This is a genomic window from Denitrobacterium sp. (genome assembly GCF_056180635.1).
Map to the genome: position 1 here is coordinate 1 of NZ_JAZZJS010000079.1, position 26,369 is coordinate 26,369.

The following is a 26,369-nucleotide window of genomic DNA, read 5'->3' on the forward strand; positions in this document are numbered from 1 at the left end:
CGTGACGAAGAAGGTGATGGGATTGAAGAGCATGATGTCGGCCGCCCAGCCAAAGCCCGCGGGCCCCAGAATCTCCATGTTGAATAGGATGCCCGACAGCCAGAAGAAGGGGTTGTTCAGCGCCTTCATGAGCTGGCCGAAATCTTTGCTCATGCCCGAAATCTGGGAGTTCATGATGGAAACCATGTTCCAGAACACCGACATGAGAACAAGGAGGATGGGCACTTGGATGAGGTAGATATCCCAAGGCATGCCATATGCCGTGTAGATGAACATCAGAATCACGAAGAGCACCGAATCGATGAGCAACGTGGACAGCGTGTACAGCGTGGAGATGCCGCTAAGCGGGAACTTCACCTTGTTCACGAGGTATGGGTAGCGATGAAGCACGTCGGAGCCGGTGTTCACCATGTCGGACATGAAGAACCACGGAATGAGGCCCGCGACGAGCCACACGAAATAGGGATACGCGCCCGACGTGGTGCTGCTTGCGCGAAGGCCGACTTCCAAAGCGAACCAGAAGACGACAACGAAGACGATGGGCTTGATGGCGAGCCACGCCCACCCAAGCACCGCACCGCGTGCACGCTTCTTCAATTCGAAGACGGCAAGGTGGCTGATTTGGGTACGCCACTGCCAGTTGTCTTTCAGAATATTAGAGAAAGTTTTTAGCAATCTTAATCCGTCCAGCTAATACAACCCGCATAGTCTATCACACAACGAAACCGCCCACGTCCAGCCGTATTCGTAAGGCGTTGTGCGGGCGGTCTCGAGCTCGTTCTACACGTTCTTCGGGGCGATGATGGTTGCGGGGTCGCCGCCTTCATCAACCACGGCCATGATCTGAGCCCAGGTTTCCTCGTCACGCGGGATGAGCCAGATGCCGTCGACGATGCTTCCCTGATAGGGGCCGCTCGCGGAGTCGAACGTGATGGAGTCGCTATGGTTGGCGAAGTCCTCCACCAGCTTGGAGAGAACGGCGGAATCCATATTGGTGTTCGTGAGCTGCGACACGAACATGGGAACGATAACGCTCGCCTGGTCGGCGGGAAGCTTGCTCACCTTGGTGATGAGGCTCTGCAGAATCTGACGGTCCTGCGTCTGGCGGATGGCCTCCATGTCGTCGCCGTACGCCTTGCGCACGCGAGCGTACACCAGGGCCTCGTTGCCATTCAGGTGCTGGTCGCCCTCTTCGACCGTGATCTTCTTGCCCGTGATGATGTCGGTGAGCGAGATGGTCATGGGAACGGTGACGTCGACGCCGTCGATATCGTTCACGAAGTCGACGAATCCCACGAAGCCCATGTCGAGGTAGTAGGAAATCTTAACGCCCGTGAGGTCTTCGGCCGCCTGCACCGTACCTTCGATGCCGTAATACTGATACGCCTGGTCGAACTTGGTGTCGTTGCCGTTGATGTTCGTGGTGGTATCGCGCGGGATGGTGACGATCGTGATGTGGTACGTCTTGGGGTCGACGCGCACGAGCATGACGGTGTCGGACTGGTTTTCCTTTTCCGCTTCGATGGTGCCCGTACGGCTATCGTCGCCAACCACCAGCACGTAGAACGGCTCGGTGGGAACCACTACTTCCTCGGAAACATCGGACACGTTCGTCGACGAATCGTCTTGGGTCGCCTCCTGCTTCGCGCACGAGCAGCCCGCCAGAGCGAAGATACCAAGGCTCAGAGCCAGGGCAAGCGCTAAGGCTTTCGCAACATTCCTCTTCATTCCCCTGTTCCTTTCCCATTTCGACGCCTGGGCCCCTTGCAGCGCAAACCCTGCATTGCGCCAGCCCGAGCGTCTTATCCCTATTACGAGATGGTCACCTTGTCGGTGGAGCCAGGCAACGTGACGACGTCGCCCGAGTAGCTTACCGTCGAGGGATCCCCTCCGGAATCGACAACCTGCATGAGCTTCGACCAACCCGTAGGATCATCGTAGCAGAACCACTGGCCGTCGAGCTCGCCATCGTAATCGCCCTCCGAGGGGCCGCTGCCGCTGTACATGGTAACGCCGCTGTTGAAGGAAACGGCGAGCTGCAGAAGCTCCTGGCTGGTGAAATCGGTGCCCACGCAACTAGCCACCTGCATGATGGTGCCGGGCAGTTCCGCTGCGGACTTCGACTGGATCTTGGAAACGATGGCACCCACGATCTGGCGAACGGCCTTCTGCCTGTTCGACTCCTCGTCGGAAGCGTAATCGTGGCGGGCGCGCGCGAAGATGAGCGCTTCCTGCCCGTTGAGCGTCTGCTCGCCAGCTTCCACGGTGACCTGCTCGCCCGTAAGGGCATCGGCGTAGGAAACGGTGGTGGGCACGTTGACGTCGATGCCACCCAGCGAATCGACGAGCGTCTCGAACTGGCCGAAGCGAATCTCGGCGTAGTGGCTGATCTTCACGCCCGTGATGGACTCGACCGCCTTGATGCTGGCAGCCGCCCCACCCTGCTGATAGGCCTGGTCGAGCTTCACGGTATTGCCCGAGCCATCGACCCAAGCCGTGTCGCGCGGAATGGAGACGAGCGTGACCTTCTTGCTCGTGCTGTCGACGCGCGCGAGGATGATGACGTCTGACGCGTTGGTGGTGTTATACGACTCCGACGTTGAGCCCTCGCGGGAGTCGCTTCCCAGAAGGAGCACGTAGAATGGCTTGTCCATGGAAACGTCGGTGAGCGCCGCGTTGATGCTGTCGGCATCGTCGAGCTGCATGGCGCTGTCGATGGAATGCATGTACCAGGCAAGCGCGGCACCGGCAGCCAGAAGGAGCGCGAGGATGACGCCCAGGATGATGAGCGCGATCTTCTTTCCGCGCTTCATCTTGCGCTTGCCGATGGAGCCCGTGGAACCGGGGCCGCCCGCATGCGAGCCGAACGAATCGCCCGCACCCTTGGCATGCTTGCCGCGCGGAGCCTGCTGCGCGTACTGGGCGTTGCCGCCCTGATAGCCATAGCGGCTCTGGTACGGCGCGCCGGTGGCCGCCTGATAGGCGCCCCGCTGCGCCTGCTGGGCGTAGGGGTTGTACTGCTGCTGGGCCTGCTGGGCGCGACGAGCACCCGAGGCATAATCGTACGGCCTGCCCTGCGTGTTCTGCGTGTAGGGGTTCCTGCCGTACTGCGGCTGGCCATACGGATTCTGGGTATACGGGCTGGCCGCGCCATGGGGAGCGCCATAGGGCTGCCCAGGCTGGGCATAACCTGCGTTTTGCTGGGGGATGTGGCCATTCGCGCCATACGCCCCATTGCCATAGCCGTTATAGGCGTTCTGGGCATAAGGGTCGCCGTACAAACGATTCGCGCCTCGCGGCACGCTGTAATCTTTCTTCTTGCGACTCACTGATTACCTCTTGCTTAACTCGCCATACATAAGCACCTAGGGTAACCCAAAACGCCCTCGCTTTGCCATCGCCGCAGGCGTTTGCGGTCATTTAACATAAGTGAACGCTACGCGATTTCGCCGGGAAAACGCTTGCAGAAGCCCTCCGCATCGCTCATGAGCAGTTGCGCGTGCTGCCTGTCCTGCGCGGGCAGCAACGCCATGTCGAGCATGCCCTCCTCGTTCGCGTCGAGCATCTCGCGTCCCCACTGCTGAGCGAAGGCAAGATGGCTGTCGGCCGCGATGCGGTTGTAATTCCACTTGTAGCCGTTCCATCGAGCCGCGTTCAGCGCCGGGGCGAACGTGCGATACGCTTCCTCGCCGCGGTTCCTCAGGAAATCGAACGTGCGCTGGTATTCGTAGCAAACCTGGAACACCTTCGCGGAAGACTTCGAGGAGCTAGCCTCGTTGTCGATGCGGTAATGCAGGTAGCCGTCACGCAGAAGCACCGCGCGGTCGGCGGCGATCCAGCACTGATGCGCGAAGGAGGCGTCCTGGTACGACGCGCCGGGCGTCTGGCTGAAGCTAATCCCCTGCCCCAGGATGAAATCGCGGCGATACAGGCCCGCCCAGATGCTGGGCGTGGTGTTCACGATAGCGGGCATGCTAGCAGGACAAAAGGGCTTCGAGTACGCGAACTGGCCGTACACCACTGCCAGCGGATCGCGCCACGCGCCCTCGCGGTGCTCGCGGTAGTTCGCCTTCACCACGCTGGCGCCAAAGCGCTCGGCGGCTTTCACGTACGTGGCGAACATGCGCTTCGAGGCGAAATCGTCGGGCTCGACGATGCCGATGTACTCGCCCCGCGCCGCGGCCAGGCCACAGTTCATGGAATCGCCGTAGCCCGTGTTCTGCTTGTCGATGATGCGCACGCGCGCGTCGCGTTGCGCGTACTGCGACATGATCGACAGCGAGGAATCGGTGGAGCCATCGTTGATGCAGACGATTTCGATGTCCTTCAGCGACTGCCCAACGAGCGAATCGAGACACGTTCCCACGTACTTTTCCGTGTTGTACACGGGCACGAGAATAGACACCTTGGGGGAAGTCTGTGTCATCTGCGGCGTTCCTTTCGTTAGCGAATTCCGCATAATGATAGCGTATCGACATGGAAGATACGGGGTCACGCGGAAGAAGCCATACGCACGTCTGATGACATGAGGCTCGATATAAAGAAACGCCTGCATAGAGGCGTATTGGGCGGGTAATTGATACTGCCGCAATATCTTTAGTTCACCACATTACGGAGAAGATATCAAGGCTTTAATTCGCACCCCCAAATGCTATATAGTCTAGCTAGGCTTCACCTTCGATCCCCGTAATATTGCGATGGACCGATGCATTTTGTTAGGGAGCTCTACATTGCTTGCGAAATGGAGATTCGCACCCGTTGGTGCGAAAGCCAGGAACCAAGCTGCGGGCACCCACCTTTCTGAGGTGGGTTCATCCTTAGGGCGGGGGTGAGGCTTTACGCGGGCAGACCATGCGGTCTGCCCGCCTCTCGTTTACGGGGCTATGCGCCCTACTCCACCGTTCCGTATACCTGGCCCCATGCGTGGCCGGCAATGGCGGAATTTAGCTGATCGCACAGGCGCTCGCGCGTGTAATGGCCCGGGGGCAGAAGCGACACGATTTCCTCGAGGTCGGCCGGAAGGTCGTACGACTCGGCCAAAATGACCACATCCATGCGGCTCACCACATCGGTGCGCTCGAAGAGCTTCGAGACGACGCGCTGAAGCACGCCGTAATCGTCGCTGCGGTTGATGTTGCTAATAGGCTGCCGAATGCCCATGCGCGCCTACCTGACGCAGTCGAGGCCGGCAACGGCCGCGGCAAGAGCGCCCGTGTAGGCGGGCGTCGCCTTCCCCGTTGCACGCAGGAACTGGGCGCCCGCAGCACGCAAGTCGCGCGCGATGGCAACCATGCCGTCGGGCGAATCGAACGCACCAGGATTGAGGCGCGGACGGCGCGCGGGAGGCTCGGGCACGCTCACCTGCACCAGCAGCGGAAGCGGCGTGGCATCGGCTACGCGGCGGGCAAGCTCGCAAAGCGCCGCAGGCTGGGCAGCGGCACCGAAACCGAAGACATCCGCCTCGAATTCGGCGGCAAGACGCGCGGCATCTTCCAGCGACTCGCGGCCACCCGAGATCGTACCGTCTTCCGCGGCGTCTACCGACACGAATACCGGCGTAGAGCATTCCTTGCGAATGCCCATGAGAGCGCAGCGGATGTCATCGAGGCTGGCAAGGCCATTCAGGAAGAAGGCGTCGACGCCTTCGGCGCCCAGCACCTGCGCGGCGCGGGCATACTGGTCGCGGTTCGCCACGAGCGACGACTTGCTGGACGGGTCGATGGGAAGGCCCGTGGCGCCAATTTCGGCGATGACGTGCTGCGGCTTGAAAGCGGCGACAATCTGAAGGGCGGCCTTCGCAATCTGCTCGTCTTTGTCGGAAGCGCGCACGTGAGCCAAGCGAGCACGCGTGATAGCCGCCGTGGGCGCAACGAGGCATGGCGCTCCCGTGGCAACCTGCAGGCGCAGCGTTTCCTCGATGACCTCGGGCTCGATTACGGGAAGCAGGATTTGCTGGGCCTCGTCGAAGCCCTGAGCCCCAAGCGTTTCGGTGAGGCATCCTGAAAGAACGAGCATGTCCTTGTGGAAGCGCAGTTGGATATCCGCCATGGTGCTCCTATCTATTCGAAATCGGCGCACCCAGAGCGCCCGATCGATGGCATTGCGTTCCTGTAAGTATAGCGTCCCACCCGCAAGAACCCCACGCGAATGCACAGGGAAAGCGGCGGAACGCAGCATCGCGAACATGGCGAGAACCAGCCATGGAAACGGTTTGTAACGTCGCTGGGGTAAGCCTGTTACTCTACCGATACGCAGTTCATAAAACGCGCACGGCGCTGTCGTGGTTTCTGCATTCCCACCTTCTATAATGGACTCATCAAACGAAAGGTTATCCCTCCTAAAGTTTGAAGCTGTCCGGTTCTCCCTCCTCCCTAACCTACCGGGCAGCGGGTGCGCAAGCACCATCCCTCCTTGCTGGCCCGAGCCCACTCCCTTACAGGCTCGGGCCATTCTTTTATTCCACCCCAAACGCACGCGCAGGATGCGCCGAGGCGAAGTACGCCTATCGCACGCCCCACATACGCAGTCCCCACAACGTTCCATGACGCATACGCAGGCTGAAACACAACGGGGCCCCGCCATATTGGCAGGGCCCCGAAACTAGGCTATCTGAACGCGCGAGAACTAGGCGTTCTTGCGAGCGTACAGGCGATTGTTCGTATCGAGCCACGTGGCAACGGTGCCCGTGTCGAAACCTTCGTCGTCGCTGATGACCATCGCGTACATCTCCTCCTCGGCCAGAACGGCGTCGAGGGCGTCGGTGAGCTGGATTTCATTGCCAGCGCCCGGCTTCACGCTGGAGAGGAGCTCCATAACGCGCGGAGAGAGCAGGTAGCGGCCGAATACGGTGAGGTTGGAGGGAGCCTCCTCTACGGGCGGCTTCTCCACCAGGCCGTTGACCTTCCACACGCCATCGGCAACTTCCACGCCGTCGATAACGCCGAAGCGGCTTACCTGGTCGTCGGGCACGGGAAGCACGGCGATGACGCTCGCTCCATTGTGCTCGTCGGAAATGGCCTTCATGCGATTGAGCATGTCGTTGCCGGGGACGATGACGTCGCCCAGGAGCACGAAGAAGGGCTCACCGGCCGTTTTGTCGGCAGCGCAGAGCACGGCATGGCCCAGGCCCAGGGGCTCGTCCTGATACACGAAGCTCACGGGCAGGTTGCCAGCATGATGCACGGCTTCGGCGTAGGCCTTCTTGCCGCGGCCTTCGAGCGTTTCCTCCAGCTGGGGGTTGGGAGCGAAGTGGTCTTCGATCGCCTTCTTTTCGCGACTGTTGATAATCACGACTTCGTCGGCACCGGAAGCAAGACCTTCCTCGACGACGTACTGGATTACCGGACGGTCGACTACGAGCAGCATTTCCTTGGGAACCGCCTTGGTTGCGGGCAGGAAACGCGTACCCATGCCAGCTGCAGGAATGAGAGCCTTCATTTAGTGAACTTCCTTCTTGGTAATGCTATCGGTGGCGTCGACGCTCTTGGCAGCCAACGCTTCTTCCAGCACCGCCATCTGAGCTTCGGTCTTCTTCAGACGCACGGTGATGAATACAACGTACACCAAAAGCGCGAGCCAAACGAGCGCATACGCCGCAATAACATAAGGGGCGGAAGGGAGAATGGTTGCGTAAATCTGTTCGAGAATCGAGTTCATGGTTGCTCCTTCGGGTTAATCGTCTAGCTGCTCTTTAATGCGCTCGGCACGGGAATCGAGCTCCGCAACGCGCACGCGCAGGCGGAACAGACCGTAGGTGACGAGCAGCATGCCGAACAGCGCAAGCAGGAACGGCACGAGCATATCGGGCGAAAGACCCGAATCGGTACGGAAGATAACGGGATGCACGCTGGACGGGATGAGGCGCGTGATCATGAAGCAGATGGGCACATCCACGAACATGATGAGGCCGAACACGCTCGAGAAGACGGCGCGGCGCTCAGGGTCGTCGATGGATGCGCGCAGCACGAAGTACGCGATTACCAGCAGCATGAGAATGAGGTACGTGGTAAGACGCGGTTCCCACGTCCACCAGACGCCCCACTCGAAGCGGGTCCACATCTCGCCCGTGGCCATAACGGCGATGACGAAAACGAGGGCAACTTCCGTTGCCACCTTCGCACGCAGGTCGTAGGCGGCATCGCGCGTCATGAGGAAGCGCACGCAGTAGTACGCGGTAACGGTGAGAGCCACGAAGCTGGCGATGGCCGTGGGCACGTGGAAGTAGAAGATCTTCTGGGAGAAGAGCAGCTGGTTGGCAACCATCTGGCCGCCAATGACCTCCACGCCGTCTACCGCGGCACCATTAACCGGGCCTGCCAGCGTAAACGCGAGCACGAAGCCCACGGTCGTCAGCAGCGCACCGACAAGCGTGATGGCGGGGGCAATGGAATCCCACCATCCACCCACACGGGGGCTTTTCTGAGTGTTCCTAGTCATACCTTTCCTTTTGTCGAAGTGCGGACTTGTATACGAAGAGAGTCTCCTAGGCGCTGATCACGAAATCGTAGAGCACCCAGGAAAGCAGGACCATCACAACGTCGTAGCCACCGGCCAGTGCGAGCGAGGGAATGAAAACGCCCTGCACGTCTCCCCCGGCGATGACGACGGTGGTGGCCGAAACGCATGCGTAGAGCAGCGGATAGATAAGCGGGATGAACAGAACGGCCAGAAGGACGTCCTTGCCGCGCGTGTTCACCGTGATAGTGGCGAGCAGCGTGCCGATGCCGGCAATGCCGATGGTGCCCACCAGCAGGGGCAGGAACATCATGGGCCAATTGTCGGACGGCGTCGTGGTGGTGAGGAAGAAGAAGTAGAAGAGGGGCAGCACGATGATTTCCACTGCTAGAAGGAAGAGGAAATTGCTCGTTGCCTTCGCCAGAAACACCACGCTGCGGTCGAGCGGCACGAGAAGGATGCCCTCGAGGCAGCCATTCTCCTGCTCGTGCGCGAAGCTGCGATTCAGGCCCAGCAGCGACGTGAACACGATGAGGGCCCACAGAAGGCCCGCGCTCATCTGCAGCACGTCGAACGTGTTGGCAGTCTGGGACAACGCGGCGCCATACACCACCAGCACCAGAAACGCGTAGATGCCCATGGCGGTGAGCATCTCGCGCGTGCGAAACTCGCGGCGCATGTCCTTCCCCAGCAGGTTGAGATACTGCTGGAAGGTAGAAGGCTTGCGAATCTGAACGGCCATTAGGAAACCCCCATCCCTACCGTCTTCATGTACAACGCCTCGAACGCGTCGAAATCGATTTCATCCTTGGGCGCATAGGCGACCTTGCGGCCCTTCGCCATCACCAGGGCATGCGTGCACACGCCGAAGCCCTTGCGCAGGTCGTGGCTGACCATCACGAACGTGCGGCCATCGCGCACCTGCTCGATGAGCGTGTCGAAGATTTCGACGGCATGCGGGTCGAGGCCGGAATACGGCTCGTCGAGCAGCACGACATCGGGATCGTGCAGAAGTGCGCGCGCGATGCAGAGACGCTGGGTCATGCCGCGGGAAAACGTGCGCACGGTATCGAGACGACGGTGAGACAGCTCCACGGCTTCGAGCATTTCGTCAACGCGCTCCTGGGCGTCGACGATGCCGTATAGACGCGCGGCGAGGAGCAGGTTCTCCTCGGCCGTGAGGTCGCCGTAGAGCATGGAGTTATGCGAGATGAGGCCAATGTGCTCGCGCGCGGCATCGGGGTCGTCCTTCAGGTCGATTCCCGCAAGGCGTGCGCGGCCACGCGTGGGGCGCGAGAGCGTGGCGAGCATGCGCAGCAGCGTGCTCTTCCCCGCCCCGTTCGGGCCGAAGATGGAAAGGAACGCCCCCGCAGGCACGGTCAGCGACAGGTCGTCGACGGCCTTGCGCTGACCGAACACCTTGCTCACATGGGAAAGATCGATTGCGGCTTGGGGGGCGTCTTCCACGCTATTCCTCCTCGTTGGATGCGGAAGCCGAAGCGCCGGTTTCGGCGGGCGCGGCTACCGCTTTCTTCTTGCTCGTGCGACGGCCGAGGGCGGCAATCGCGGAACCGAGCATGAGCATGCCGAAGCCCGCCCATACCAGGCTGATCTGCGGGTTAACGCGAACGTCGAGACTGAAGTCGCCGGCGTTGTTCACGCCCTTGTACACGACGAACAGGTCTTCCTCGGCGAAGTTGATGACGGCGGCGTTCGACTTCGTCTGCTGCGTGCTTTCAACCAGCTGCATGCTGGGAGCCACGTGGCCGACGTAGTTGCCGTTGCGATACACGTCGAACTCGACGACGTAGAAGATGTCGTTGCCGCTGTCGCCTTCGTAGATGTAGTTACCGGTGTACTTCAGCGTGAAGTCCTGGATGGTGAACTCCTCGGCGGTATCGGCTTCCTCGTCGTAGGTGACGTAGCTGGTCTTTTCGGTGACGTACATCGAAGAGCAGATGAGGCCGATGAGAATGACGCCCATGCCCAGGTGGGCGGTATAGCCGCCAATGCGCGAGGCGTTGCCGCCAATCATCTTGAAGAACGAGACGACGGGGTTGGTGCCGTGGGCCTTCGCATACGCGCTGCAGGCGCGTGCGATCATGAACAGCGTGTTGAAGAACAGCAGGCTGGCCACGAGGAACCCGACGATGGTGAGCCCCTTGTAGTACCAACCGGGGCCTTCGGCCGCCAGGCCCATGCCCGCGCTGCCGCCGGCGTCGATGATGGCGTCGTAGCTGGGGAACAGGTACATGAAGGAGTACGCCACCAGCACGACGAAGAGCACGAGGCCGCAGATGGCGGGAATCTTGGCCTTGGCCACGAACGACTTGCGGTCGGTGAACGACCAGCCAAGAAGCGGGCACACGGCCAGAACGGCAAGGTAGAACACGCCAAGGGGGCGCGCCACGGAATTGTACGTGCCGGTGCTCACGCTCGTGCCGCCAAAGGGCATCCAGCTGGGAAGGGCGCTCGCCACGGTGAGGTAGCACACCAGGATGGCGAAGACGAGCATGAGAACGTTATTGAAGTAGTAGGCAGCTTCGCGGGAAGCCAGCGACTCCACAGCCTCGTCGCTTGCGCTCTGGGGAGCGAAGCGCTTCCAGCGGAATGCCAGGCCAACGATGCCCGCGAGCAGGGAAAGCACGATGAGCGAGCCAAACAGCGCCAGGGAAACGGGGTCGCCCTCGAACGCATGCACCGACTCGATCAGGCCGGAACGGGAAATGAACGTACCGGTGATGACGAACGCGAACGTGATGCACGCGCACATGATGGACCAGCGCTTGAATGCGCCGCGCTGACGGTAGATGGTGAGGCTATGAATGAGCGCAACGCCCACGAGCCACGGCAGCAAGCTGGCATTTTCCACGGCGTCCCAGCCCCAGTAGCCGCCCCAGCCAAGGACGACGTAGGCCCACACGGAACCAAGGCCGATGCCAATGCCCAGCATCCACCAGGCGACCATGGTGTAGCGCTGCGAGCGACGCACCCACGCATCGCTGCTATCGCCCACCACGAGCGCGGCAACCGCATAGGCAAACGGAACGGTAAGACCCGAATAGCCAATGAAGAGCGCAGGCGGATGAATGGCCATGGCCCAATGCTCGAGCAGGGTGTTCATGCCCCACAGCGCAGCGGCGCCGGTGAGGTTGCCCTCGGAGTCGAAATAGCTTTCGGCCATTGCCACGAACGGGCAGTTATCTTCCGAGAAGAGCAGAATGCCCACGAAGCCGGCAAGCACGACCTGAATGACGACGAGCGCCACGCTGTCGAGCTTGTGCGTGTGCTTCATGTTGCGAATCGCCATGACGCTGGCGAACAGCGAGATGAGCCAAGCCCAGAACAGCAGCGAGCCCTCGCGGCCCTCCCACAGGCCGGAAATGCGATAGAGCACTCCCAACACGCCCGTCTGCTTGCTCTGCGCGCTCACCACGTATTCGATGCTCGTGTCGCCCGTAAGGAAGCAGAACACGAGCAAACCGCAGCAGAACGTGAGAGCCAGGAAGGTGACGACGACGGCAACGTGGCCGCCCCACACCAGCGTCTCCCCCGAACCCTGCGGGTTCTTGGAGCGAAGAATGGTGCCGATAATCAGGCAGGCAACGGACACGATGATGCCCGCAAAACCCACCAGCAGCCCCATCAAACCGGTAAATGCCATAGATGAAAACCTTTCTTACCGAGCGGGGCTATTCAGCCAGAGCCACGCTCGTCGCGGAAAACTTGCCTTCAGCGGTGAGGTTGCCCGTAAGGACAACGGAGGCGCCATCGGCGAGCGTTTCTTCGGAAACGGCACCGTCGAACTGAACGGACACAACCGCGCCCGTATCGGGGTCGGCGAGCACGAAGCGGTCGCCCTGACCAGCAGCATTCTGGCTGCCAGCCTGGATCTGGCCCTTCACGCGCACCGTGGTGCCCGTGATGTCGGAGTCGTAGCCCAGCATGCGGTCGACGGTAAGCGCTTCGGTGCCGCTCTCGTACTTGGAGGGGCACTTGGTTACCATCTCGCTCGCATAGAGCACGCCGTCCTTGCCAATCTTGCCCGTGCAAATGGCCGTGACATCGTTGCCGAACGTGGAAGCGGCTGCGCCGTCGTAGCTGACGTTGAGCGTGCTGACTTCCTCATTGTCGGGATCGTAGATGCTGAACGTGAGCACGTTGCCGGTAGTAGTGTACGAGTTATCCACGACATTGCCGGTAACCTGCACACGCTGGTCGATGTACTCGCCGCTCAGAGCTTCGGCGATTCCAATGGTCTTGGCGGAAGTGCTTCCACCTACAATCGCAAGAATGAGAATGAGCACCATGACGATGATGCCCGTAACGACAATCATGCGCTTCTTCGTTTTAGCGTTCAACGCAATTTCCTTCCCACCTGTTTCACGGCAGTCACCCAGAATACCGAATGGTACCAGAGAGGTAACCCTCGTATTACAGAAGCGACAATACCCCCAAAAAAGCAACGAGGGACTTGTCGGCGAACCGACAAGTCCCTTCGTATTGCTCGTTGAACGCTAAACCCCTCTAGCGAACAACGTTTGGTGCCTCTTTAGGCAGACGCTACGACAGAGTTTCCGCCGTTGCAAGCGCCTTCTGACCATCAGAGTACGTCAGCCAGCCATCCGGCATGCTTGCAGACGCCTCAGAGTGGCACTGCGTGCAGTAGAATACCGACGCGCGGTGCGACTTGTGGCACTCGCTGCAAGCGATTTCGCCGTGCTGCCAACGATGCGGATTGAAGTCCATGTCGGACGTCATCTGCGTCAGATCGTCACGAGTAATCTCGTGGCAACCGCTCTTCAGGCAGAACTCATCACCCGTGCCCTCTTCGTGGCCCGAGTTCACCATCAGCTCCTCGGTGCCGACTTCCTCCAGCGGGTAATAGTAATCGCCCGTGATGGTTTCAGCGACCTCGGTGAGCTGCTGCGACAGGGTGGGCACATGGCAGCCCAGGCAGTTTACGCCCTGCTCCTTGTGCGACACAACCAGCATCGCATTGGTGTTCGATACCTCGTTGCCGTACTTGTCGACGCCGGTGGTGTTAGCCTCCTGGTCGTACGTGGCAACGTAGGCATCCATCGACGTGTGGCAGATCGCGTTGCAGAAGCTCGGCTGGTTATGCCAGTTCCAGAAGCCAATGCCCGCGACAGCGATCACAACGACGATGATTCCCACCACGATAGGCCACTTCTTCTTTTTGTTAGCAGGCTCTGCAGCTGCCTGCTGAGTCGCGGCCGTGGTGGATCCCTTAGTCTCCTCGCTCATTCCTAACCTCCTTCCAAATGCTTCTCGTTTTACCTCCAGTTGGAAGAATGCAGCTGCAAGTGCACGCTTCCACACCTCCGCACTGTACGGTAAAACCCCTTGTCAAGGCATCACCCATTAAGGGGGATTCTTGACCTGACCGCGTTATCATACAAAATCATCGACTGATACACAACGTTTATTTTGCCAGCGCAGAACCAAGGATTTGAGCCTTTCCGCAGGCCCAGGGACTTATTAACGAAGATACATATTTTGTATCTCTCATTTCTGCTATACCACTAGTAGCGTTTGCGTAGCTCCCAAAAGGCTACAGCACTCGCGGCGGCGACATTGAGGCTATCGACCCCATGGGCCATGGGAATCTTCACCGTGAAAGTGGCTCGGGCGATGGTTTCGGGGTTCAATCCCTCCCCTTCCGTGCCCATGATGATGGCCAGTTTCTCGCACTCCCGCAGACGCGGATCATCCAGCGAGACGCTGTCGTCGGAAAGGGCCATCGCGGCCGTCTTGAAGCCCAGGCTTTCCAGAAACGGAATGCCCTCGGCCGCCCATTGCTCATGACGGCGACCGATGCGCGTCCACGGCACCTGAAAGATCGTGCCCATGGAAACGCGCGCGGCACGGCGGTAGAACGGGTCGTGGCACGACGGGGTAAGCAGCACGGCATCGATGCCCAGGGCCGCGGCGGAACGGAACGCCGCACCTATATTGGTGGCGTTCATAACGTCTTCCAGCACGGCCACGCGCGTCGCCCCCGCAAGCACACTCTCGAGAGAGGGCAGTTCCGGACGATGCAGGCACGCCACCGCACCGCGCGTGACGTCGTAGCCGGTAATGGCCTTGAACACGGTGGGAGAAGCCACCAGGCTGGGCGCACCCAGCTCGCCGAAGCGCTCGATGAGGTCCTGCGATTTATCGACCCACTTCTCTTCCATGAACAGCGAATGCGGTCGCACGCCCGAATCGAGGGCGCGGTTGATGACGTTGCGCGACTCGCCAATGAACAGGCCGGGGCCAGCCCCCTCGTCGCCCCGCAACTGGGCGTCGCGCATGCCCGCAAAGGGGGCGACGCGTTCGTCGGTGGGGTCGGTAATCTGGTACAACATGGCGTTCCTCGGCTTCTCTATATGGCGCGATACACGAAAAAGGCCACCCGCGAAAACTCGCGAGCGGCCTATGCAATCAATGGTGGAGATGAAGGGGATCGAACCCTCGGCCTCAGCGTTGCGAACGCTGCGCTCTCCCAACTGAGCTACATCCCCATTGGTTCAGCAAGAAGGTATTTTGCCCATTGTCCTGCTGAATGTCAAGCGGAAAGAGACTTATGAATTAGTTCTCCACCTGAGCGGATTCCATCATCGAAAGAGGCGACTCCTCGTTTTCGCCGCCGATGGATTCGATGAGCGAACCGAAGAGGGACTCGCCATTCTGGCTGAGTTCGACGGTGCCCGTGAGCACGTCGACGTACTGGTAAGACTGACGAGACTTGCGACCGCGCTTGCGATCGACTTCCATAATGAAAAGCTGCGGGTGAACCTGCACCAGCACGCCTTCGGACTCGACGATTTTGGAACGACCCATATTCGCACGCACCGAAAGGCGCTGCCCGACGAATTCATCGAGCTTCTGATGGATGGAATCGACTACTTTAACCTGCTGTTCTAGTTCCATTCGTACTTCCTTGCGTCATATCGTATAAAAGACGGCATGCTGCATTCTATCACGCCCGTCAAACAAACCGCAGATGAATGGGACCTTGCAGGTAAACTTAACCGATGTTTCACAATTGGGGCGAATGCCCAGATGCGCTAAGCAATGCCCCGCGCATGAGCAACGCAGCCAAGGCGCGTGAATTCCTCGAACGAGAGCGACTCCCCACGGCGCCCCGCGTCGATGCCAGCTTCGGCAAATACCTCACGCAGCATATCGGGCGTAACTTCAACCCCAGCAGAGGCACGACCCGAGAAATAGGTGCGCGAAGAGTTGAGGATGGTCTTGCGGCGCGTGGCAAATGCCGCATCGGCCATAACGGCCGTGGCACGACGTTCGTCTTCGGTAATGCCCAGCTCGGCGAGCGAGATGCGGTCGAGGCGAATCACGCTGCTGTCGACGCGCGGAGGCGGGAAGAAATTGCCGGGAGACACGTTGAAGCGGCCGGCGGGACGCGCGTACAGCCCCAGCTTCACGGTGAAGCCACCGTAATCCTTCGTGCCCAGCTTGGCCGCCATGCGGTCGGCCACTTCCGCCTGCACCATGACCGTGGCGCTCTGAAGCGATTCGTAGCGCTGGAACGCATCGAGCACGAGCGTCGCCGCGACGGCGTACGGCAAATTGGCCACGAGCTTGTTGGGCTGCGCGGGCAGCTGCTCGGCGGTAAGTTCCAGGGCATCCTTGCTGATCAGGCAGAACGGCGCATCGGAACCTTCCACGGGCACGCTCTCGACGTCCTCCCCCACATGTACTTCCATGGAAGACGCAAACGGGGCGCACGTGCGCTTGAGCACAGCCGGCAGGTCGGTATCGCGTTCGACCGAGATGACCTTGCCCGCCTTGCGCAAGAGCGCGAGCGTGAGCGTCCCGATGCCGGGACCCACTTCCAGTACCACGTCGTCGCGCGTGAGCTCGGCGAGCGCGCAAATCTTGGAAACGACGCCATCGTTGATGAGAAAATGCTGGCCCAGCGCCTTCTTCGTGGCAAGGCCATGGGCATCGAGCACGTCGCGCGTAGCGGAAACGCTCGCCAACGGGGAAAGCTTATCGGGCATGTTCGTTTCCTTTCGCGGAATCGGGATCATCGAAAAGTGCCTCATCGGCATTCTGCACGCCAAGCCATTCGGCCACGTGCGCGGGCAACGACGCATCGCGCCCGATGCACCCAACGGCGCGCTTCATGGTGATACCCGCCAGATGAAGCGCCGAACGCGTGCACGTGATCAGTGGCTCCCACCCATACGGGTCGCCGCCCTCGCCGATGGCCAGCAAGTACGCGGGGCGCTTGGCGCCATGACGCGCATCCTTCCAGAAGAGCGGCTGAAAGCGATCGAGAAATGCCTTGTAGCCAGCAGGCGGGCCCGCGAAGTAGATGGGGCTCGCAATGTAGAGCTCGTCGACGCGCGCGACAAGGGCGAGCAGCTCGGCCATGTCGTCGTGGCGGAAGCACGAACCCGCATCGCGGCACGCATCGCACCCCACGCACGGCGAAATAGAACGTTTCGCAAGATAGATGCAGGTAAGCTTGTCGTGGGGATACAGGCGCCTCAGCGCAACCTGCGCCAAGCGCACAGCTTGGGCAGAGCGCCCCGCAAGCCGGGGCGAAGCGCATATTATCGCGCGTTCTGCCATTCCGTGGGCTTTCTATTCAGCAGGCCAATCGCGTTGTCGTGCAGCACCTTCAGGAAGCGCGCACGGTCCTCGCCCGCTTCGATGCCGCGCACTTCCGCAAGGCGCTCCGCGGTGAAGATGATGAACTCGGGGCCATTCTCCTCGCCGCGCAGGGGCGCGGGCGTCATGTACGGGCAATCGGTTTCCGTGAGGAGCCTGCTCTCGGGCACGAGCTTCGCGGCTTCGCGCGCCTCGTCGGACGATGCGAACGTGATGGCCCCGCCGTATGCGATATAGCAATCGGCTTCGAGCCAGGGTTCCAGCTCGGAAGGCGAAAGGCTGCAGCAATGCAGGATGGTTCCCGCAGCCGGAAAGCCCTCCTCGCGCATGATGGCCAGCGCATCGTCGTGCGCCTCGCGAATGTGCAGCGCCAGGGGCAAGCCGCTTTCATGCGCCAGCTGAACCTGCCTGCGGAACACGCGTTTCTGCACGTCGCGCGGGGAAAGGTCGTAATGGTAGTCGAGACCCACCTCGCCCAGGCAGCTCGTGCGCGGGTCGCGCAGCTTCTGCTGGAGCTTTTCGTCGGTGAAGCCCGTGTAATCCTTCGCGTTGTGCGGATGGCACCCACATGCCAGGCGAATGGTGGGCAGGGAAACGAAGGCATCGGGGGCGATTTGCATCAACCAGGCGGATGCGCCCATCTTCCAGCCGTCGAGCCCCGCATACGTAGCACCGGCATCTTCCACGATGTCGGTAATGTTGCAGAGGAAGTCGACCCCGTAGTACGCGGCACGCGCGAGGGAAAGGTCGCAGTGGCTCACCATGCCCAGATGACAATGCGTGTCGGCGACTTTTCCCTCCAGCTTGGGAGCGGGCACGGTCTTGTACGTGCCGTTCTTGCGCTTCTTCCTGAAGAGCGTGTCGTAGAAAACGGGATCGGCTTCGGTCATACGCTACTCCAGATTCAGGTCGATGTCGTCGAGCGCCAGGCGCGGGAACAGCGGATCGCCCTTCTCGACGGCGTTGCCGGCGGGCAGCTGGCCCCATACGCTTGCGGCCTGGATGTCGACAACGGACGTGATGTCGCCCAGCGACAGGCGGCGGAAGACCTCGTTAGACGTGTTGGGCATGAACGGCGCCATGAACAGCGCGATGATGCGGCACGCCTCGAGGGCGTTGTAGATAACGGACGCGAGTTCGTCGGCCTTGGCCGGGTCCTTCGCCAGATTCCAGGGAGCGGAATCCTCTACGTAGTGGTTCACCAGGCCCGCAAGCTCCTGAACGGCAGCGGCGGCACCGGTGAAGTCGACCTGGCTCATGCAGGCGTTATAGCGCTCGTACAGGGCGTCGGAAACCTCGCGCAGCGGGTTTTCGGCAGCAGAGGCAGGTGCAGCGGGCACCTTGCCATCGAAGTACTTGCCCGTCATGTTGAACACGCGCGAGCAGAGGTTGCCTCAGGTGTTGGCCAAATCGGCGTTGTACACCTGCACCATGCGCTCCATGGAGATGTTGCCGTCGTGGCCGAACTGCACATCGCTCATGAAGTAGTAGCGATACGCGTCGACGCCGAAGACCTTCACGAGGTCCTTGGGCATAACGCCATTGCCCTTGCTCTTGCTCATCTTCTCGCCCTTGGTGAGCAGGAAACCATGGCCGAATACGTGCTCGGGCAGCGGCCAGCCGGCGGCGATGAGCATGGCGGGCCAAATCACGCAATGGAAGCGCGTGATGTCCTTGCCCACGAAGTGATACTGGAAGGGCCAGCGGTTCTGGAATTCGTCACCGCGATCGGGGTCGGCGAAGCCCAGGCCCGTGGGGTACGCCAGCAGGGCGTCGGCCCACACGTAGGCAACATGGCCCTCGTCGAACGGCAGAGGAACGCCCCAATCGAACGTGGAGCGGGAAATGGAGAGATCCTTCAGACCGCCCTCGACGAACTTCACGATTTCGTTGCGGCGCGTCTGCGGCAGGATGAAATCGGGATGCTCTTCGTAGAACTTCAGCAGCGGCTCCTGCATTTCGGAGAGCTTGAAGAACCAGTTCTCCTCGCCGCTGGCCGTCTGCACGGGGCGATGGCAATCGGGGCACACGTACACGCCCTCTTCGTTCTTCTCGAGGTCGCTTTCCGCGTAGTACGTTTCCTCGTGCACGCAGTACCAGCCCTCGTAGCTGCCCTTATAGAGCCAGCCAGCCTCGTACAGGTCGTTCCAGAACTTCTGAACGGTGCGCGTCTGACGATCCTGCGTCGTGCGCACGAAGTCGGTGTAGCTGATGTCGAGGAGCTCCCACGTGTCGCGGAAGGCGCGCTCCATGCTATCGCACCAGCCCTGGGGCGTCATGCCCTTGCCCTCGGCGGTGTCCGCGACCTTCTGGCCATGCTCGTCCATGCCCGTGACGAAAGCTACGTCGTAGCCGTCCATGCGCTTGTAACGGGAAAGCGTGTCGGCGCCGACGGTGGTGTATGCCGTGCCCAGATGAGGCGCGGCGTTCACGTAATAGATAGGCGTGGTGATGCTGAAAGTGCCTTTCGACATGGGTGCTCTCTTTCGACTAACCCTCCACCCGCGGTTCGCGGGCCTATTAGTTTCTGCAAGTTCACGAGTATAGCGGCAATTAGGGCCTTATAACCACTCTTTAGATTTTCCTCATGTTGGCGAGCGTGTTGCTGTACCACCACTCGTAATTGGGCGGGCAGTACTTCTGAGCATGGGCGACGGTGATGGTGTATCCATACGAGCGCGCGAGGTAGGCGACATGCTGGCGCGCGCCGTCTTCCCAGGAACTGAACGTGCGGTACCCGCCCTTGCCATCCGTCCAACCCCAGGCGTTATAGCCGCCCGGGATATGCACGCCGTTGCTGCTTTCCGTATTCGTGATCGCGGGCGACCAGCGCGGGTCGACGCCGTACTGCCATGCGGCCTCGGCGAAGGCCTTGCCCGTGCCCGCCATGGGAGTGCCCGCGAAGTACGCGTCGATGCGCTGCGTCCACGTGGCCACGAACTGCTCTTTTCCAACCGACCAATCGACGCTGTTGTCGATGACGCCCGCAGCGGAAAGCTTGGCCGCCTCTTCCTCGGCCGCTTTGGCAGCGCGGTTCTGAGCCTCCTCGCGAGCCGCCTCCGCGGCGGCAAGCGCATCGGCCGCTTCCCTCTGACGCTGGTCGGCTTCCTCTTTCTGACGCGCGAGCTCGGCTTCCGTCTGCTCGTACGTGGCCTTCAGCCCGGCGTAATGCTCGATGAGGTTATAGTTGTGCCGCTCGATGCTATCGAGGTATTCCCAGTTGTCGATGAAGTCGTTGATGTCTTCCGTGTTCACCAGCAGGTCGATGAGGCCATAGCCACCACGGCGCATCTTGTACATGAGACGCATGGCGGCCGCGGAATCGTCCTTCTGGGCGTCGAGCTCGATACGCACCTGCGAAAGCGTTTTCTGATTGGCCTCGATTTCGGCTTGGAGGGTTTCGACGGCGGCCGTGGCCTCATCGTATGCGGCGGACGTTTCCTCAACCTGCTTCTGCAGGTCGGACATCTCCGCTTCCGAAACGGGAGCAGCCGTTTCGTACCAGGTGGAATCGGCCCAGGCGACGCTAGGCGGAAATGCGCACACTACGACAAGGGATAGAGCGACTATGCACCCCATCCCCCGCTTCATGATTAGATTGATTCCATCTGCGCTAACACTTTGTTGTACCACCCTGTTGAATTCGGCGGACAATACTTGCGCGCCGCGTCGTAGGTGAGCGTGCTTCCATAGATGCGCGCTAACCCGGATACATGGGCGCGAATAGCCTCTTCCCAGCTACCCCAGCTGGAAGAACCCCATCCCCATGCATTATACGACCTAAAGCAGTATGCGCCCATGCTGCTTTCCACGTACGAGATCGCGGGCGACCAACGCGGGTCGACGCCGTAATCCCATGCGGCTTCGGCAAATACCCTGCCCTGGCCCGCAAGGGGCGACCCGGCAAGATACGAATCGATACGCGACGACCATTGGTTCACGAACGACGTCTTGTCGGCGGACCAATCCACCGAACCCGAGGAAACCGAACCGCTCACGTTGCCCGACGTATCTTCCGCAGACGTGTCGACCGCGGGGTTCTGGGCATCGACGCCCGCCTCGTTCGACGAGCCGGCATCGGATGCGTCCTGGGCGGCGGCTGCAGCGGCTTCGGCAGCCTGCTGCGCGGCGATGGCCTCGGCCTTTTCCTGGGCTTCCTTACGCGCCGACTGAGCCTGCGCCAGAGCGCGCTCGGCACGAGCCGCTTCGCTTTCGGCCTGCTCGGTGGCCTCTTGCAGCTCGGCTTGCGTCGACTCGAGCTCTTCCTTGAGCGACGTCAGCTTGGCCAGCTCGTTGGCGTTATGGTCGTGCAGGCAATCGAGGTAATCGATATTGCGGATGAACTCGGTGAAGTTCTCGCTGCTCAGCACCATCTCGATGAGACCGCCGCTCTCCTGCTGCAGGACATACAGCACGCGGAACGCGTCGGCGCTGCGCTTTTCCTGCTCGGGAAGCTGCTCGTTGATCTCGTCGATGCGCTGCTGGTTATCCTCCATCTGCTCCTGCAGGCTAGCAAGCTTGTCGATGGCGGTGTTGTACTCGTTTGCCGAAGCCTCGACCTGCTTCTGAAGGGTCGAAAGGTTTTCGGCGGATGCATCGATGTCGGAAGATGCGGCATCGTCGGCAAAAGCGGCGGTGGGCATCGTTCCGGCCACAAGCGCGCAGGAGACGAAGAGCGAGAATGCGGCGCGCGATGCGAAATGGCGTGCATGCTCTCTTCGGAGGAAACGCGAGGACACGCGAAGGGCCGCTTGCGCGGCCGTACGCGCACTCGCGCATGGCTTGTAGTGCGTTTCTGGTGTCATGTACCATGCCTTTCCGCGACGGCAACATGCCGTCGCCTGCTCCACGGTAGAACGCAAAGCTCGGCTCATTATACCGAAGGTCATTTCCCACCCTCAAAGCGCGGGGCGCTCACACGGCCGCCAAGCAGCCGAAATCACGCCGCATTGGCCTTTGAGCTGGCATTTTGCCCATGGAGGATGTATGGACAGGATATGAATGCCACTTGAAGGGTTTCATAGTGGCTCACATGGGATAACGCTATGCCTTCAGCTTGTCGCGCGCGGTGCGCCAATCGGGCAGGAAGGCGTCCATCAATTCGTGAAAGCGCGGACCATGGCTGGGCTCCAAAAGGTGGCAGAGCTCGTGCACGACGACGTATTCCAGGCATTCGGGCGGATAGAGCGCCAAGCGAACGTTGACGCACACGCGCCCCGTGGAGGGCTGGCAGCTTCCCCACCGGCTTTTCATGTTGCGATACGCCAGGCTCTTCACGCGCACGCCCATGATGGGCTCCCAGCGGGCGACCAGCTGGGGCACGAACGCGCTCACCACCGCCCGCCATTCGCGCACGTCTTCGGGCGTGGCAAGGGCCGCGGTGGTCTGCGGCGAGGAGCGCAGCGCCTCCTGCTGCTGCAGAATCCAGGATCGCTTGTCGCGAATGAAGCGCTCGACATGGGAAAAGGGCATGCCCATGGGCACGCTCGCCTGAACGTGGCCGTCGGGCGGCATAACGCGAATGCGCAGCGTCTTCACCCGCTTGCGCAGGACGCGGACCTCGAATTCGTCCACGAACCGCAGACTGTCTTCTATCAAGCCCCCGCCTCCAGCACGATGGCATATGCCTCGTTGCGCTTCAGGCCGAACTCGCTCTGCAGCGCCTTCGTGACGTCCTTGCGGGAATGCGTTCCCTCGGCCAGCAGCTCCGCAGCGCGCGTTGCAGCGTCGATGGCCGCATCGGCATGGGCGTCTTCGCGTTCGGCGTCGTTGGGCGCGTCGATGACCAGCACGCATTCGCCACGCATCTCGCCCGCCTCGGTACGACGCGCAATCTCCTGCGCCACTGCGGGCGCATCGTCCACCAGGATTTCCTCGTGCGCCTTGGTGAGCTCGCGGCACAGAGCAACGCGCCTGCGGGGAAATACGCGCGCGATAACGCCCAGCGCATCGGCCGCACGGCGGGGGCTCTCGTAGAACAGGAGCACGGAATCAAGCGCGGCCAGGCCCTGCAGCACGCGTTCGCGCTCGCCTTCCTTGCGTGGGAAGAAACCGCCGAAATAGAAGCGCGGACAGGTGAAACCGCTGGCCACGTAGGCAGTGGCAACAGCCGTTCCGCCAGGAAGCACCACGACGGGAGCGCCGGCTTCGCGCGCGGCGGCGATAAGGCGCTGGCCCGGGTCGGATACGCCGGGCATGCCCGCATCGCTGCAGTACGCCACCACGTCGCCCCCAAGTACGCGCTCCACGATTTCGCCAGCGCGCGCCTGAATGCTCGCCTCATCGCAGCGCTGCAGATGGGCATGGATATCGAAAAGGGAAAGGAGCTTGCCGGTAACGCGCGTGTCCTCCGCGTACACCACCGACGCCTCGCGAAGGGCATCGAGCGAACGGGGCGTCATATCACCCAGATTGCCCAGCGGCGTGGGGCAGATATAGAGCACACCCGACATGCGCGTTCCTTTCGTTTCGTTTGGCATATGGCTAGCAGCATACACCATGGCAAGCGGGCGCCGCGCGCAACGGGCAGCGATACCTCATCTCGCGCACATGGCATACGCGAAAAGCCCCGCTGCCGAATTGCTGTGGCAGCGGGGCTCGCGGAGTTGCGAATGCGGCGCTATTCGACGACGAACGACCCGCCCTCGCCCCACTGCCATGCGCCCCGCACGCCGTGTTCGGCGGCGGCGAGCTCGAAATGCAGCTTGGCAATGCCCAGGTCGGTGTACTCCATGCCGCTCTTCACCGTGGGCAGCGTGGCACGCACCGGAGCGTCGGCGGATTCCTGAGCAAACACGACGGGCTGCTCGTTCACCGCCGAGGGGCCCGCATGCACGGCCTCGACTGCCTCCTGGATCCAGACGGGAGCCTGGTCGAACGACACGGGACCCGCATACAGCTGGGAGAACTTCTTGTCGCGGGCGCGAATGCCTGCGCGAATGGTGCGCTGCTTGAGGGGCGTCTTCTGAATGGCATAGCCGAAGGGCATCACGTCATGCAGAACTTCGCCTTCGGCAAGCTCGACGCGCACGGTCTCGCGGTTGTAGGTGCTGGCAACCCAGCAGGTTCCCAAACCAAGCGACGTGGCCAGAAGCGCCAGACGCTCGCCATAGTAGCCAAGCTTCTCCTCGATAACCGGGTCCTTCGGAGCCACGAGCGCGATGTAGTACAGCACCTCGCCTGCAAACATTCGCTCGTTCATATCGATGGCCGAGCCGCCGTCGCGCGGGCCATACAGCTGAAAGTGCAAGCCCTCCACCTCATTGGCCCTATCGATTTCGGCCTGCAGCGCATCGAGCTTCTCCTGCTCCACCGGACGCGATTCAAAGGCGCGGCACGAAACGCGCGACCCGATAGCCTCGAAAAACGTACGCGCTTCTTCGGGATCTGCTACGCGAATGGTCTCGGCTGCCTTGCTTTCACTCATGGGAACCCCTTTCGGCCCATCGTGTCCTCGACGCGCATGCGGCCGTTCCGCACCGCGCCCCACAATTCCGCGCCCGAATGTACCATATCGATTTCCATAAAATATGATTGTACGCAATACGTCATTGCGCCGTTACATTTCACGCGACGTAAGCCCAATGGAGCCGAGAGGAACGGCTAGGAACGGTCCCCCGCCTGATGGGCGAGCTTGAACAGCTCGTCTTTGCTCTTGATGCCCATCTTGGCATAGGCGCGATACGCATGCGTATCCACCGTGCCTTTCGAGATGTAAAGCGTCTCGCGCACGTAGGCGCGACTGCAACCACGCGCAAGCAGCGATACCACTTCGGCCTCGCGCGGCGTGAGCCCATAGGCATCCTCCAGGCTGTCGCAAAACGCCTGCACGGGATCGGGCGCCGCTTCGACCGCAGACTCCGTGCTCTTTGCGTCCGCGCGGGGACCCGGGAAGAACGAACCGCCACCTCCGAACGCGAACACCACGGCCAGCGCGAAGGGAATGAACGCAAACAGCATCACCGTGGAAAAGCCCCACGAATCCGCAAGAGGGCGAATCGCGTCCCACAGGCGCGGCCCCATCAGGCCCGCCATGTTGATGATGGCGACCCACAACGCGAACGCAGCCCCTTCGTGCCCCGACCAGCGCTTGCCGATGAGCAGGATGGAGAGCTTGGCGACAACTTCGAAGCCCAGGTCGACCGCGAGCACCATGACGAATGCAACGGTAAGCATGGAAACGCCGCCGACCGAAGCGCAGGCGACGCCCAGAAGCGCCAGCGGCAACGTCCACGCATACAGCGTAGACAAGCCGAAACGCCTGGTGTTGCGCAAGGCAAACCACAAGACGCCCCACAGCACCAGCGCGCCCACGGCGAACACGAACGTGGTCACGCCGAACGTGCCGCTCCGCAGCGACGATACGGCCGACCACACGAACGACAGCGAGAGAAACGAAACGAGCAGGTTCACGAGCGTAAGCGCATCGGCACGCACGATCCTCAGCGACGAGCCCCGCGCTTGGGCATTCGCATGCGCGAAGCCAGCGGAATCGCCTTCCCCGCCCATGCGCACGGTACGCACGAGCCCCAGCTGCGCGGCCAAGGGAAGCACGACGAGAAGCACGTAGATGATGGGCTGCGCGAAATCCTGCGCCAGAGCCGCGAACGACACCACGAACGAGACGAGAGCGAACGACGGGCACCAGCTAAGCGCCGTGCTCTCGAGCGTATCGGCATCGAGGCGCGCGAGGACCACGCCCCACGCCGTCGTGCATGCCGCAAGCCCCACGCCCGCCAGCACGCTCGCAGCCAGAAGCAGCTCCGCGCTTTCGGGAACCGCGCCCAAACGCAGCAGCGAAACCATGAGCACGCCCAGAACCATGCCCGCGCAACCAGCCCACGAAGCGGGCAGCGAAGCTCCGCTTCCCGCACGCTCGCACAGGATGGCCATGGCGGCATAGCCGCATAACGACGCAATAAGATACGGCCCCTCGGAAAAGCCGATGCCCGCTAGGGGCGAGTCGACGAAAAACGAGGGCGACACGAACAGGACCAAATAGCCCCATGCCCAAAGCAGGCCGCTGGAAAATGGTGATAGCAATCTCAACATCTTTACCCTCTCGCTTCCACGGCAACTCTAACACGGATAGTTCTTCGCGCACCGCCCCGTTGAAGAATTGAAGCAAGTTCAAGCACTTTGCTTGATGCCTCAAGCACGTAATAGGCCCTTTGCTTGATGTGCGAAAACGCCCATGCGACTATCGTAGGCGCCATGGAGGGGCTCGCTGAGATACAGCAGCCACATCAACAAGTGAGGAAGGTAAT

The 26,369-nt window shown here is 61.3% G+C and carries 25 protein-coding genes, 1 tRNA gene, 1 other RNA gene and 1 pseudogene; 1 reads left to right on the plus strand and 27 read right to left on the minus strand.

Annotated elements, in window-relative coordinates; all coding sequences use genetic code 11:
- From AC04P6_RS06825 to AC04P6_RS06840, 4 genes are all read right to left on the minus strand, one after another.
- Positions 1-597: ABC transporter permease (locus AC04P6_RS06825; protein ID WP_475565868.1), on the minus strand; the 597-nt coding region annotated here is incomplete at its 3' end.
- A 183-nt stretch (positions 598-780) separates the two neighbouring features.
- Positions 781-1,728 carry an LCP family protein gene (locus AC04P6_RS06830; RefSeq protein ID WP_475565869.1) on the minus strand — a complete coding sequence of 316 codons (948 nt, stop codon included), beginning with the start codon at positions 1,726-1,728 and terminating at the stop codon, positions 781-783.
- A gap of 83 nt (positions 1,729-1,811) precedes the next feature.
- Positions 1,812-3,329, minus strand: coding sequence for an LCP family protein (locus AC04P6_RS06835; RefSeq protein ID WP_475565870.1), 1,518 nt, complete (start codon positions 3,327-3,329; stop codon positions 1,812-1,814).
- Positions 3,330-3,436: 107 nt separating this feature from the next.
- Complete coding sequence (locus AC04P6_RS06840; protein ID WP_475565871.1) at positions 3,437-4,426, minus strand: glycosyltransferase family 2 protein; 990 nt, start codon at positions 4,424-4,426, stop codon at positions 3,437-3,439.
- Positions 4,427-4,663: 237 nt separating this feature from the next.
- Here AC04P6_RS06840 and ssrS point away from each other — a divergent pair.
- Positions 4,664-4,841, plus strand: a non-coding RNA gene (gene ssrS / locus AC04P6_RS06845) — 6S RNA.
- Between the two features lie 49 nt (positions 4,842-4,890).
- Here ssrS and AC04P6_RS06850 read toward each other — a convergent pair.
- The 23 genes and pseudogenes from AC04P6_RS06850 to AC04P6_RS06960 all read right to left on the minus strand — a co-directional run bounded on the left by AC04P6_RS06850 (position 4,891) and on the right by AC04P6_RS06960 (position 26,088).
- Positions 4,891-5,160, minus strand: coding sequence for a hypothetical protein (locus tag AC04P6_RS06850; protein WP_475565872.1), 270 nt, complete (start codon positions 5,158-5,160; stop codon positions 4,891-4,893).
- A gap of 6 nt (positions 5,161-5,166) precedes the next feature.
- Positions 5,167-6,048: a homocysteine S-methyltransferase family protein gene (locus AC04P6_RS06855; protein WP_475565873.1), complete on the minus strand. Its 882-nt coding sequence runs from the start codon at positions 6,046-6,048 to the stop codon at positions 5,167-5,169.
- A 576-nt stretch (positions 6,049-6,624) separates the two neighbouring features.
- Entirely contained in the window at positions 6,625-7,437 is an 813-nt protein-coding gene (locus AC04P6_RS06860) for a UTP--glucose-1-phosphate uridylyltransferase (RefSeq protein WP_475565874.1), read from the minus strand.
- Complete coding sequence (locus AC04P6_RS06865) at positions 7,438-7,656, minus strand: CcmD family protein (RefSeq protein ID WP_475565875.1); 219 nt, start codon at positions 7,654-7,656, stop codon at positions 7,438-7,440.
- Positions 7,657-7,671: 15 nt separating this feature from the next.
- A complete protein-coding gene (gene ccsA / locus AC04P6_RS06870) occupies positions 7,672-8,436 on the minus strand; it encodes a cytochrome c biogenesis protein CcsA (protein WP_475565876.1) in 765 nt (254 codons plus the stop codon).
- A gap of 46 nt (positions 8,437-8,482) precedes the next feature.
- Entirely contained in the window at positions 8,483-9,196 is a 714-nt protein-coding gene (locus AC04P6_RS06875) for a heme exporter protein CcmB (RefSeq protein ID WP_475565877.1), read from the minus strand.
- The gene (locus tag AC04P6_RS06880; RefSeq protein WP_475565878.1) at positions 9,196-9,921 is read right to left on the minus strand and encodes an ABC transporter ATP-binding protein; all 726 of its coding nucleotides are present in this window, start codon (positions 9,919-9,921) and stop codon (positions 9,196-9,198) included. The genes AC04P6_RS06875 and AC04P6_RS06880 overlap by 1 nt, the downstream gene beginning before the upstream one ends.
- Position 9,922: 1 nt before the next feature.
- A complete protein-coding gene (locus tag AC04P6_RS06885; protein WP_475565879.1) occupies positions 9,923-12,118 on the minus strand; it encodes a heme lyase CcmF/NrfE family subunit in 2,196 nt (731 codons plus the stop codon).
- Between the two features lie 28 nt (positions 12,119-12,146).
- On the minus strand, positions 12,147-12,815 hold the full coding sequence (locus tag AC04P6_RS06890) for a cytochrome c maturation protein CcmE domain-containing protein (RefSeq protein WP_475565880.1): 669 nt from the start codon (positions 12,813-12,815) through the stop codon (positions 12,147-12,149).
- Positions 12,816-13,017: 202 nt separating this feature from the next.
- Positions 13,018-13,722 carry a cytochrome c3 family protein gene (locus AC04P6_RS06895; RefSeq protein WP_475565881.1) on the minus strand — a complete coding sequence of 235 codons (705 nt, stop codon included), beginning with the start codon at positions 13,720-13,722 and terminating at the stop codon, positions 13,018-13,020.
- A 278-nt stretch (positions 13,723-14,000) separates the two neighbouring features.
- Positions 14,001-14,828, minus strand: coding sequence for a TrmH family RNA methyltransferase (locus AC04P6_RS06900; protein WP_475565882.1), 828 nt, complete (start codon positions 14,826-14,828; stop codon positions 14,001-14,003).
- 80 nt (positions 14,829-14,908) lie between these two features.
- A tRNA-Ala gene (locus AC04P6_RS06905) sits at positions 14,909-14,984 on the minus strand.
- 67 nt (positions 14,985-15,051) lie between these two features.
- Complete coding sequence (locus AC04P6_RS06910) at positions 15,052-15,393, minus strand: Veg family protein (RefSeq protein WP_475565883.1); 342 nt, start codon at positions 15,391-15,393, stop codon at positions 15,052-15,054.
- Between the two features lie 137 nt (positions 15,394-15,530).
- Positions 15,531-16,487, minus strand: coding sequence for a 16S rRNA (adenine(1518)-N(6)/adenine(1519)-N(6))-dimethyltransferase RsmA (rsmA, locus tag AC04P6_RS06915; RefSeq protein WP_475565884.1), 957 nt, complete (start codon positions 16,485-16,487; stop codon positions 15,531-15,533).
- Positions 16,477-17,004 (minus strand): flavodoxin family protein, encoded by a 528-nt coding sequence (locus AC04P6_RS06920; RefSeq protein ID WP_475565885.1) that lies wholly within the window; start codon positions 17,002-17,004, stop codon positions 16,477-16,479. The genes rsmA and AC04P6_RS06920 overlap by 11 nt, the downstream gene beginning before the upstream one ends.
- Positions 17,005-17,045: 41 nt before the next feature.
- Positions 17,046-17,993 (minus strand): TatD family hydrolase, encoded by a 948-nt coding sequence (locus tag AC04P6_RS06925; RefSeq protein ID WP_475565886.1) that lies wholly within the window; start codon positions 17,991-17,993, stop codon positions 17,046-17,048.
- Positions 17,994-17,996: 3 nt separating this feature from the next.
- Positions 17,997-19,577: pseudogene (gene metG, locus AC04P6_RS06930) on the minus strand (methionine--tRNA ligase).
- A gap of 100 nt (positions 19,578-19,677) precedes the next feature.
- Positions 19,678-20,649: a coiled-coil domain-containing protein gene (locus tag AC04P6_RS06935; protein ID WP_475565887.1), complete on the minus strand. Its 972-nt coding sequence runs from the start codon at positions 20,647-20,649 to the stop codon at positions 19,678-19,680.
- 47 nt (positions 20,650-20,696) lie between these two features.
- Positions 20,697-21,908, minus strand: a complete 1,212-nt coding sequence (locus AC04P6_RS06940; protein WP_475565888.1) for a coiled-coil domain-containing protein — start codon at positions 21,906-21,908, stop codon at positions 20,697-20,699.
- A gap of 238 nt (positions 21,909-22,146) precedes the next feature.
- Positions 22,147-22,677: a M48 family metallopeptidase gene (locus tag AC04P6_RS06945; RefSeq protein WP_475565889.1), complete on the minus strand. Its 531-nt coding sequence runs from the start codon at positions 22,675-22,677 to the stop codon at positions 22,147-22,149.
- Between the two features lie 20 nt (positions 22,678-22,697).
- Positions 22,698-23,555: a 16S rRNA (cytidine(1402)-2'-O)-methyltransferase gene (gene rsmI, locus AC04P6_RS06950; RefSeq protein WP_475565890.1), complete on the minus strand. Its 858-nt coding sequence runs from the start codon at positions 23,553-23,555 to the stop codon at positions 22,698-22,700.
- A 167-nt stretch (positions 23,556-23,722) separates the two neighbouring features.
- The gene (locus tag AC04P6_RS06955; protein ID WP_475565891.1) at positions 23,723-24,529 is read right to left on the minus strand and encodes a nitroreductase family protein; all 807 of its coding nucleotides are present in this window, start codon (positions 24,527-24,529) and stop codon (positions 23,723-23,725) included.
- Positions 24,530-24,705: 176 nt separating this feature from the next.
- On the minus strand, positions 24,706-26,088 hold the full coding sequence (locus AC04P6_RS06960; RefSeq protein WP_475565892.1) for a LuxR C-terminal-related transcriptional regulator: 1,383 nt from the start codon (positions 26,086-26,088) through the stop codon (positions 24,706-24,708).
- Between the last annotated feature and the right edge of the window lie 281 nt (positions 26,089-26,369).

Bases quoted from the DNA above. Each gene is read 5' to 3' on its own strand.
- AC04P6_RS06955 (WP_475565891.1), bottom strand. From the start codon at position 24,529: ATGAGTGAAAGCAAGGCAGCCGAGACCATTCGCGTAGCAGATCCCGAA.
- AC04P6_RS06910 (WP_475565883.1), bottom strand. From the start codon at position 15,393: ATGGAACTAGAACAGCAGGTTAAAGTAGTCGATTCCATCCATCAGAAG.
- rsmA (WP_475565884.1), bottom strand. From the start codon at position 16,487: ATGCCCGATAAGCTTTCCCCGTTGGCGAGCGTTTCCGCTACGCGCGAC.
- AC04P6_RS06840 (WP_475565871.1), bottom strand. From the start codon at position 4,426: ATGACACAGACTTCCCCCAAGGTGTCTATTCTCGTGCCCGTGTACAAC.
- AC04P6_RS06940 (WP_475565888.1), bottom strand. From the start codon at position 21,908: ATGACACCAGAAACGCACTACAAGCCATGCGCGAGTGCGCGTACGGCC.
- AC04P6_RS06860 (WP_475565874.1), bottom strand. From the start codon at position 7,437: ATGAAGGCTCTCATTCCTGCAGCTGGCATGGGTACGCGTTTCCTGCCC.
- AC04P6_RS06900 (WP_475565882.1), bottom strand. From the start codon at position 14,828: ATGTTGTACCAGATTACCGACCCCACCGACGAACGCGTCGCCCCCTTT.
- AC04P6_RS06895 (WP_475565881.1), bottom strand. From the start codon at position 13,722: ATGAGCGAGGAGACTAAGGGATCCACCACGGCCGCGACTCAGCAGGCA.
- ccsA (WP_475565876.1), bottom strand. From the start codon at position 8,436: ATGACTAGGAACACTCAGAAAAGCCCCCGTGTGGGTGGATGGTGGGAT.
- AC04P6_RS06885 (WP_475565879.1), bottom strand. From the start codon at position 12,118: ATGGCATTTACCGGTTTGATGGGGCTGCTGGTGGGTTTTGCGGGCATC.
- AC04P6_RS06875 (WP_475565877.1), bottom strand. From the start codon at position 9,196: ATGGCCGTTCAGATTCGCAAGCCTTCTACCTTCCAGCAGTATCTCAAC.
- AC04P6_RS06850 (WP_475565872.1), bottom strand. From the start codon at position 5,160: ATGGGCATTCGGCAGCCTATTAGCAACATCAACCGCAGCGACGATTAC.
- AC04P6_RS06925 (WP_475565886.1), bottom strand. From the start codon at position 17,993: ATGACCGAAGCCGATCCCGTTTTCTACGACACGCTCTTCAGGAAGAAG.
- AC04P6_RS06855 (WP_475565873.1), bottom strand. From the start codon at position 6,048: ATGGCGGATATCCAACTGCGCTTCCACAAGGACATGCTCGTTCTTTCA.
- rsmI (WP_475565890.1), bottom strand. From the start codon at position 23,555: ATGTCGGGTGTGCTCTATATCTGCCCCACGCCGCTGGGCAATCTGGGT.
- AC04P6_RS06865 (WP_475565875.1), bottom strand. From the start codon at position 7,656: ATGAACTCGATTCTCGAACAGATTTACGCAACCATTCTCCCTTCCGCC.
- AC04P6_RS06830 (WP_475565869.1), bottom strand. From the start codon at position 1,728: ATGAAGAGGAATGTTGCGAAAGCCTTAGCGCTTGCCCTGGCTCTGAGC.